An 8,200-nucleotide genomic window follows, 5' to 3' on the forward strand; every position below is an offset into this window, starting at 1 on the left:
TCTCATAATAAGGTAATAATATTTACCTAATGGTGAGAATATATGAATAAAATGGAAGTCCTAACAAAGCTCTTAGAACTTGGAGAAGCATTCACAATTCAAGAAGCACTTGATCACCTTAAAATTGACAGGAATCTACTGAAGTATTATCTCAAAACTCTCTCTGAAGCAGGCTTCATAAAAAGGATTGGCAAGGGCATTTACGCTATAACACCAGATCCCAACGAACCACCTTCAGTCCACGAATTCGTTCTTGCCTCCCTCTTCGTAAAGCCAAGTGCCATAGCCTACTGGAGTGCTCTAAATTATTACGGCTTAACGGAGCAGATCCCCAACATCACCTTTGTGCAGACGCCAAGAAAGAGAGGTTACGAGAAAATCGTTGAATTCAACAATAGGAAGTTCAAAATAGTGACAGTAAAGCCCAGCAAGTTCTTTGGTCTGAATACAGCAAAGATTGGAAGAAGGAAAGTCAACATCACAGACCCAGAGAAGACCATAGTGGATTGCTTAGACAAGCCCAGATATTGTGGCGGAATAATCGAGGTTGTGAAAGCCTTAAAGAATGCAAGCTTTAACCAGGAGAAGCTTTTACAGTACGCTCAAAGAATGGAAAACAAAGCAATTTTGAAGAGGCTGGGATATATCAGTGAACGACTGGGTTTAGGGTTGGAGGAAAAAATTCAACTTTCAGATAAAGATAGAAAAAGTTTTTCACTCCTTGATCCAACGATGCCTGCCAAGGGGAAGTTTAACTACAAATGGGGACTTCTGGTAAACGTTCCCAAAGATTACTGGGAGGAGTTGGAATGGTGATTGATGAAATCAAAAGGAAAAGCTTTGAATTAGGTTTGCCAATCTCAACAATTGAAAAAGATTATGTAATCGGCTGGATTCTTTACGGAGTCTGGAGGAGCGGACTCTGGAAGGACTTGGCATTTAAAGGTGGAACATGCCTGAAGAAAGCTTACTTCAGCGATTACCGCTTTTCTGAAGATTTGGACTACACTTTGACTGGGAAAGTTAGTGAAGACAAGCTTAAGGAGAGACTTGAAAGAATGCTGGAGTTCGCAAACGCTGGCCCAGTGGAGTTTTTGGGATTGGAATTTGAGCTCCGCTATGGAGTCAGGAACTTTGAAGGAGAACTGCTGGGGTTTGAAGTTAAGATCCCGTTCAGACTTGTTAGGAGAACTGGAACCCCATCAAAGATAAAGATGGACATCACGTTGGAAAAATATGAGAAGATTGTACTCCCGTTGCAGGAGAAGGAGTTACTTCATGAATATTCTGATGCAGACAAGTTTTCACTGGTAAGGCTGAAATCCTATAGTTTGGAGGAAATTTTTACCGAGAAAGTTCGCTCGCTCTTCCAGAGAACAAGACCAAGAGATTTGTATGATGTGTGGAAATTAAAGGATATCATCGAATTAGAGACTGCTTTTAGCATTCTTCCCGAAAAGTTCAGACTTAAGAATGTCCAGTTTGAGCTGGAAATCTTTAAAGAACGTAGAATCTATTATGAGAGAGCTTGGGAGAGAAGTTTAGCCCATCAAATAAACCCACTCCCAGAATTTGATAAAGTCTGGAATGATGTTCTAAAATTCTTGGAGGAACTCAAGGAGAGTGTTAAGCTATGAGAATTAAAGCTGTTGTTTATTCCCGTGTGAGTACTGAGGAGCAAAATCCAAAGGCTCAACTTGAAGTGGTCCTACAATACGCCCAGGAGAGGGGTTATGGGGTTGTAAAAATTTTTGAGGAACATATTAGTGGGAGCACAGACCCACTGGAGAGACCAGTTTTTAAGAGCTTCTAAAATTCGTGAAAGAGAATGACATTGGGGTTATTATTCTATATGATCTCACCAGATTTACAGGGCTGCAAGCCCTACCACAGCCCTCAACAAGCTCAGACAGATTATGGATGAGTATGAAGTGTTTTTGACTTGCAAGAGAGCCTGAAATAGAGGATCCGCTCTTTCGAGAATTCTGGATGTTTGTCAAGAGCTGGTTTGCCAGCTATGAGCGTTTGCAGATTAGTTTGAGGACAAAGTACGGCCTGATGAGGCTTAAGAAGGAGGGGAAGCTTTACCACAAGCCCTCAATTGTTCACTATTATGCTGCCTGGCTTTATGATAAGGACTTTAGTGAGCTTACTAAAGAGGAACTTGAGAGTGCAAGAAAGCAGTTAGTAAAGATTGTAAAGAAGTACTGGGATAATCCTGCCGTAAAGAAGACAAAGATTGGGGAGTTGCTAAGGCAGAATGAATTAAGAGAGATGTACATAAGATTCCCAAAGGCTCCAGACAGTTATTTTACTTGGAGACGGCTCTTGAAATAATTTTGTTACTAAATTTTTTATTATTTTGTATACTCTAGAGTCCAAGATCCCAAGAGATTTTTTGAATTAAGGACTCACCTAAGTTCCCTTTCCTGTAATGCTCCAAATATAAAGGTATAAATCCAGTCCTTAATATAGAAACAGCTTCTTTTTTTCTTAACTTAGGACGAACATATTTTATAAATAGACATCTCGATTCTTTATACCCACGTAAAGCATTGAGTACTATATTTGAAATATAATCCGCAACTTGAATCCCAAAAGAATATGTAGAAACTTCAAATGCTATTGAATCCTTTATGTGAGAGTATTTTTCTACGAACTCTCCTCTAAGAAATATTTCGCTATAAAACCTAGATAATGGTTTTAGAAAAGCCACATCATATAATATAATCCCTCTTTTCCCTTGTTCTTTTAGTTCATCCTCAATTCGTAACATTATTGTTTGAAGGAAATCTCTCTCTATATCCCTTTGATTTTTAAAAACCCTTTCAAAAAAATATGTCCATACTACAATGATAACAGAACTTCTTGGTATTAGTTTAAGACTCTTCTCAAGAAATTCCATATAGTATTCATACCCCTTCTTACTATCCACAAGGTATTTTTTAAGCCTCTTATTACATCTTTTTTCTAAGTTAGGGCTATTCTTTTCCTGACATATTTTCAAAAACCATATGTCAGAAGTCTTTAACTCTTCATCTTTTGGAATCCCATATTCTTCTTTTAAAGATAGAAACTCATTAGAGGCTTCAAAATATTCTTTTTCCGGAATCACAACAACACTTCTTAGGTAATAATTCCCAACTCCAATCCTCCCAGCTTCATCTGAAAAAATAAACTCTACCATGAGTCCCACCAGAGATCTAGATGATCTTCTAAACTTAACAATAAACCTTTCTTATCCTAATGTTTCTTTTTTTAGCCTCCTTTTTTGCAGGCTTTGTTAAGGAGACTCGGGGACCAATTACAAGAACTGGTTTGCCTTTTATTGACCTTGCAACTTCTGCTAATTTTCTAATAACTGATGATGTCACTACTTGTTTACCTGCTTTAGTCTCTATAACTAACTTTTTTTGACGTTTTTTCTTTGCTATGATATCTATTTCTGTTCCATTTTTCACTTTATTTCTCTCTATAAAATAACCAGCCCGTTTATATCTGCTTGCAATTTTTTTCTCAAACCCAGATCCTTTACCTCTATTTCGTGGCATATCCTCCCCCTCCATTTTTAGTTAGTTAAATGTAATACAAATTCCTCTCCAACTTTCTCTGTATTTTTTTAATTTTCTTCTTTAATATCCTAATTTCATCCAAGGAAAGGCCAGATAATCGAATTAATTCAACCACGTCAGAACTTTCAGCCTTTTCTATTAATTCATCAATGTATTCATCTAAAGGAACACCTTTCTCCGAAGCTTCTTTTGCAACTTTTTCATAAATCTCAACTGAATCCACTAGATCCCAAAGAAGAAGATATAAGGCTTCACGAATAATTTCACTTCTTGTGGCGTATAACCCTTTCTCCACCAAGACATCTAATAACTCCACTAGTTCTGGAGGCAAAGAGATAGAAAGTTTTTTAAATATTGAGGGCATTTTATTCTCACCCTAATAATACCTTAGTAGTATTTAACTATTTAAATTTTTCGGTTTAGATATACATACCTTAGGTATCACCTTTCAAAGCCATTTAGTAACATTACCAAAGAGGTCAGTTAAACAGAGAATAAATTCTTACAAAATCGTGCCAAAAGGCAACTAGAGAGACAAATCTGTGAACAAATACCAGAAATTTAAACTAAACGCCCCATTGCTTGTCCTGATAGTATAAATAACGTGCAACACAAACCATTTAAACAGTGCAACGTTAAATCTTAATGAAGACAACACAAAAAGGTGGGAAAAATGTTTGAATCTATCCTCAAAAAGCTCCACAGAACAAATGCCCCTATTACTGGCAAATCTAAAATACCAGCCGCTGGAGTCAAAGCCTTTGAAGCAATCCTCAAATCCAAGGGACTTAAAGAAGGAAGTGAGGCAGTTAAAATAGCGCTCTCTGAGTTTTCAAAATACAACAACGAAAATGAAGAAACATTTCAAGAGTTCAAGAAAATACTAGAGAGGGAGTTTTCAGGGCTTAGGGGGGCGAGAATAATCAAGGCTAAAGCTAAAGCCCTAAAAGAGCTCTGGGAAGCTGAAGCCAAAGCACTTTTCGGTCCAGTAAGAAGAACTAAATGGATCTCCATTAGAGTCACGGAAGAAGAATATAATAAAATCCTTGAAGAGGCAAACAAAGAAGGTTTGGATGTATCAAACTACATACGGAAAAAGCTCGGACTCAGTTATGAAGTCTAATTTTTCTTTTGTTCTCCTTTTTCAACGCCTCTTTTATAGTGTGCAATTGTTAAGGAGCTACTTCGGGCAAAGCCCGAGGCGGGTTAAAACCCACCGTATTCCGCTGCGCGCGGGAGGCAAGCCCCCCGTGCTCGCTCCATAAGGAAGTTAAATCAGTGGGTATCTTCACTCATTCAGTTTTAGAGCTTCCCTAAGCTTGGCACCATTTCAAAAATACCAGCTCTTGTGAGAGAACCTGCTCCATACTCTCAACGAGGTTAATGTTCAAGATTTCGAATTGCATTAAATGCAACTCAAACTTTTCTCAACTAAACTTTGCCTTTATGTTGCACGAAAAATCAATTTAATGTTGCACCAAAAAACTTATAAATGTGTTGCACACATAGGGTATTTTGAGAACCTTTGCGGAGGCCTGCCAAATGGAAGTTGTCCAAACCCAAATTGTTGGATTTTTGAAGCCTGCCATGAAAAGCCCAACAGAAGAGCCCAAAGTTGAGTTTAGAACAGCCCTGGAATTTGAAGCCATTGCAGAAAGGAAGAGAAGAGCTTTTGAGAAGTGGCACCCCATAATAAAGAAGACTGAGTTTTTAGTTATTAGGGAACACCTTCGGGCAAAGGATGTGTATGGAAAGGATTACATTGAAAAGGTTTTGAACGTGCAGTTTTTGGCTGAAATTCTGGAAAACTACAAGGTCAAAGCCCAAATTATAATCTATGAGGCTTATTTTGAGGTCAAATTCTTCCACCACCTTAGTAAGGTCAAGTACAGAAAGATAGTGCAGGAGATCAACAGGGTTACACTCCAGGAGCTCAATGAAAGGGCCCAATGGGACAAGAAAGAGAAAGTCCTCAAGGTGCCGAGAGTTAAGGAGAAACCCATTGACGAGCTGATGGAAGTTGAAATTGACTTTTGATTCTTTTTCACTTTTTGGAGGGGCTTGAGATGAAGGAGTTGAGATGTGCAATTTGTGGCCAAGAAATAACTCACAATGAAGTGGGCTTTATTTTCAAAGATGGGGAAGTTATGTGTGTTTACTGTTTGGACGAGGCTCTTTTGGAGATCCAAGACGAAGAAATTCCCCCAGAGGAAGTTAATCATATGATTAGAGAATTTTTGAAGAGCTTACAGCTTCCTAAGCTTCCAGAAAAGGCTTTCAAGGTGGTGAGGGCATGAAGATAAACGTTTACAAAGACTTCGAAGATTTGGAGCCACACCATGGAAGAAAAGTCACTAAGAGAACCCTTTTGAAAGTTCTTGAGAAGGGTCTATATGAAAAGATTGTGATTGATATGGTCTTAACAGACGATTACATGTGGGATTCAGTTCTTGACTTCCAGAGAGGAAGGGAGATCCTAAATGTCAAAAAACTCATTGAAGAAATAAAAAGAGGATGGGCCCGTCCTTATTGTTTGGCCCTTTACTATCCAGAGAAGCATGCCATAGAGGTAAGCTGGTACAGACATCAGTATTACACGATTTATTTGAAGCCTGAAGTTAGAGTTATTGAAAAGATAAAATCAAAAAGGAAAAAGTATGCCTAACTACTGTTTCCTTCTTCTTTTCTTCCAAAAGATTATCAACATCCCAAAAATTCCAATAAGCATTAAAAAGATAGTTCCATTAGAAAGACGAGCTGTAGAAAAGTCTACATCAACAATCGAGGTGTCATCAACTTTTACGTAGGCTTTCCTTTCAGTGATTAAACATAAAAATCCCATGTAACATTTTTTGATCTTTAAAAGATACTCATTTTCGCCTAAAAGAAACGTTGCCATCCCATTTTCATCAGAAATCTGCTCCAACACTTTTCTGGGAGATCTATATCTATCAGGATACCTTTTCATTAAATATGTACTATAGACAACAACTGTAGCGCCTTTAACTGGTGTATTCCTTTTAGAAATTTTCACAATCAATTTTCCTCGTTTTATGTATTCATCAGAAACATCAATCCTGTCTGCAGGATTGAACATATCAACAGATTCTACATAGGACCAATGTCTTCCTTCAGCAAACTTCTTTGGATCAACAATAGGACCAACAGTCGATGGATCAAACACAATTTTAATGCCATTATAGTAATATTCCGCCCATGCATGATCCTCACCAGGTGCTCTAACAATCCTCGCTTTAACCCCCGCATGAGTCATTATGAATACAAAAACTCGAGCATATTCCTCACAGTTAGCTAATTTTGAATGAAGTATCCATGAAACAGGAGTTGGATAAAATGTTGGCCTCAAAAACCATCTATATTCCCCCTCTATTTTATATATGCCTATGTTTCTGAGAAGTTCTGGAGTTTTTTGATAATAAGTATATGGAGACACAAAGTTTGATTTTTCCCAAAAGTAAATATTCAACGCAATTTTATTGGGATTAGTCTCATTTCCAATAACAGTAGATACTACATCATTAATAATTTTCTCACCCCATATCGCATCATAAATAGCAGGTATCAAATTAAGGAGGAAAATCCATACTAATGATACCAATAGTCCATGTTTTACTCCCAAAACAATTGTCAACTTAAGACTTCTTTTCATCAGATTGTTTCACCTTTTTCTTCTCTTCTGGGGCTTTCTTTAAATAATAATTGATGCTAACTAAAGTGCCAACAACAGATCCAAAGACAGAACCAAAGGTAATCCCTAAAACAAAATATCTTCTCATTGTGAGCCTAATAGAATTCTTAAGAGACAAGACTTGAGAACTCAACTGCTCTATTCGTTGATTTAGAATATTTATGTTGTTTCTTATCTGTATTAACTCAAAATTGGTAACATTCACACTAATGTTTTCGTAAAGACTTTTGTAATAGTCCCTTTCTTTGGTGACATTCTCCAGTGTCTTATTGAGTATTAGTAATTGTTGATAACATTCTGCAAGAGCCTGATCAATATTTTCTGAAATCGGAGTAGTGGGAATACCATAGACCAAAAGCACTGAAACAAAACTAACAACAAACACAAAAATCCAAAATAAACGAAATCTAACTTTCATAATTATCACCATATAATGTGAATACACTAAAGCAAGCTCTCTATCAACTTGTAGTCCTCTTCTGGCAGTTCTCTCATAGCTTTGCCCATCAAGTGACCGCTCCACTTCTTCTTGTTTGTGATGAACTTCAGCTTTGGAATTAAGGGCTTGAACTCAACCTCTCCAAGCTTTACGGGCTTAATTTTGACTCTCAGAGGATAAGTCTCGTTGAGATGCGGCGGAGACTTGAAGATTTTTGTTGAGTCCTGATAGGGCTCGCTTACAACTTCAAAAATGCCAACAATCTTTGGTTCCAAAATTTGCTTATCTTTTCTTTCTTGCTTCACGTAAATTACAAGCTTATCACCGAGCTTTACTTTGGCAATAGTGTTCCTATGCCTCTTCGGCACACCCCAGACGTTCTCCTTTTTGATAACCTCCCAATTATCACGGTTCGTAATGCAAAGCCAGTACGCCATATTACCACCAAGAAATATTTGTTTGTATTCTTTTTAATTTTAA

General features: G+C 37.5%; 14 protein-coding genes. 8 read left to right on the plus strand and 6 right to left on the minus strand.

Annotation, left to right across the window (positions count from 1 at the left end; genetic code table 11):
- Nucleotides 1-42: 42 nt before the first annotated feature.
- The 4 genes from TERMP_RS11155 to TERMP_RS11170 all read left to right on the plus strand — a co-directional run bounded on the left by TERMP_RS11155 (nucleotide 43) and on the right by TERMP_RS11170 (nucleotide 2,337).
- Nucleotides 43-816 carry a type IV toxin-antitoxin system AbiEi family antitoxin domain-containing protein gene (locus TERMP_RS11155; protein WP_013747452.1) on the plus strand — a complete coding sequence of 258 codons (774 nt, stop codon included), beginning with the start codon at nucleotides 43-45 and terminating at the stop codon, nucleotides 814-816.
- On the plus strand, nucleotides 810-1,637 hold the full coding sequence (locus TERMP_RS11160; protein WP_013747453.1) for a nucleotidyl transferase AbiEii/AbiGii toxin family protein: 828 nt from the start codon (nucleotides 810-812) through the stop codon (nucleotides 1,635-1,637). Before TERMP_RS11155 ends, TERMP_RS11160 begins: the two co-directional genes overlap by 7 nt.
- Nucleotides 1,634-1,813, plus strand: a complete 180-nt coding sequence (locus TERMP_RS11165) for a recombinase family protein (RefSeq protein WP_013747454.1) — start codon at nucleotides 1,634-1,636, stop codon at nucleotides 1,811-1,813. Before TERMP_RS11160 ends, TERMP_RS11165 begins: the two co-directional genes overlap by 4 nt.
- Before the next feature lie 176 nt (nucleotides 1,814-1,989).
- The gene (locus TERMP_RS11170) at nucleotides 1,990-2,337 is read left to right on the plus strand and encodes a recombinase family protein (RefSeq protein WP_013747455.1); all 348 of its coding nucleotides are present in this window, start codon (nucleotides 1,990-1,992) and stop codon (nucleotides 2,335-2,337) included.
- Between the two features lie 34 nt (nucleotides 2,338-2,371).
- Here TERMP_RS11170 and TERMP_RS11175 read toward each other — a convergent pair whose 3' ends face one another.
- From TERMP_RS11175 to TERMP_RS11185, 3 genes are read right to left on the minus strand one after another with little or no spacing between them, the layout of a single operon-like run.
- A complete protein-coding gene (locus tag TERMP_RS11175) occupies nucleotides 2,372-3,187 on the minus strand; it encodes a DUF3800 domain-containing protein (protein WP_013747456.1) in 816 nt (271 codons plus the stop codon).
- 34 nt (nucleotides 3,188-3,221) lie between these two features.
- The gene (locus tag TERMP_RS11180; RefSeq protein ID WP_013747457.1) at nucleotides 3,222-3,551 is read right to left on the minus strand and encodes a restriction endonuclease; all 330 of its coding nucleotides are present in this window, start codon (nucleotides 3,549-3,551) and stop codon (nucleotides 3,222-3,224) included.
- Nucleotides 3,552-3,576: 25 nt separating this feature from the next.
- Entirely contained in the window at nucleotides 3,577-3,936 is a 360-nt protein-coding gene (locus tag TERMP_RS11185) for a ribbon-helix-helix domain-containing protein (protein ID WP_013747458.1), read from the minus strand.
- Between the two features lie 309 nt (nucleotides 3,937-4,245).
- Between TERMP_RS11185 and TERMP_RS11190 the strand changes: the two genes are divergently transcribed.
- The 4 genes from TERMP_RS11190 (at nucleotide 4,246) to TERMP_RS11205 (ending at nucleotide 6,237) form a co-directional block, all read left to right on the plus strand.
- The gene (locus TERMP_RS11190) at nucleotides 4,246-4,695 is read left to right on the plus strand and encodes a plasmid mobilization protein (protein WP_013747459.1); all 450 of its coding nucleotides are present in this window, start codon (nucleotides 4,246-4,248) and stop codon (nucleotides 4,693-4,695) included.
- Nucleotides 4,696-5,087: 392 nt separating this feature from the next.
- Nucleotides 5,088-5,609 carry a hypothetical protein gene (locus TERMP_RS11195; protein ID WP_148221139.1) on the plus strand — a complete coding sequence of 174 codons (522 nt, stop codon included), beginning with the start codon at nucleotides 5,088-5,090 and terminating at the stop codon, nucleotides 5,607-5,609.
- Between the two features lie 29 nt (nucleotides 5,610-5,638).
- Nucleotides 5,639-5,869 (plus strand): hypothetical protein, encoded by a 231-nt coding sequence (locus TERMP_RS11200; RefSeq protein ID WP_013747461.1) that lies wholly within the window; start codon nucleotides 5,639-5,641, stop codon nucleotides 5,867-5,869.
- Nucleotides 5,866-6,237: a hypothetical protein gene (locus TERMP_RS11205; RefSeq protein WP_013747462.1), complete on the plus strand. Its 372-nt coding sequence runs from the start codon at nucleotides 5,866-5,868 to the stop codon at nucleotides 6,235-6,237. The genes TERMP_RS11200 and TERMP_RS11205 overlap by 4 nt, the downstream gene beginning before the upstream one ends.
- On the opposite strand, the gene TERMP_RS11210 is transcribed toward TERMP_RS11205, so the two are convergent.
- From TERMP_RS11210 to TERMP_RS11220, 3 genes are read right to left on the minus strand one after another with little or no spacing between them, the layout of a single operon-like run.
- Nucleotides 6,238-7,242: a transglutaminase-like domain-containing protein gene (locus TERMP_RS11210; RefSeq protein ID WP_013747463.1), complete on the minus strand. Its 1,005-nt coding sequence runs from the start codon at nucleotides 7,240-7,242 to the stop codon at nucleotides 6,238-6,240.
- Nucleotides 7,226-7,699 carry a hypothetical protein gene (locus TERMP_RS11215; RefSeq protein WP_013747464.1) on the minus strand — a complete coding sequence of 158 codons (474 nt, stop codon included), beginning with the start codon at nucleotides 7,697-7,699 and terminating at the stop codon, nucleotides 7,226-7,228. Before TERMP_RS11215 ends, TERMP_RS11210 begins: the two co-directional genes overlap by 17 nt.
- 26 nt (nucleotides 7,700-7,725) lie before the next feature.
- Complete coding sequence (locus TERMP_RS11220) at nucleotides 7,726-8,157, minus strand: EVE domain-containing protein (RefSeq protein WP_013747465.1); 432 nt, start codon at nucleotides 8,155-8,157, stop codon at nucleotides 7,726-7,728.
- Between the last annotated feature and the right edge of the window lie 43 nt (nucleotides 8,158-8,200).

Origin of the sequence: Thermococcus barophilus MP (genome assembly GCF_000151105.2) — an archaeon.
Lineage (GTDB): Archaea > Methanobacteriota_B > Thermococci > Thermococcales > Thermococcaceae > Thermococcus_B > Thermococcus_B barophilus.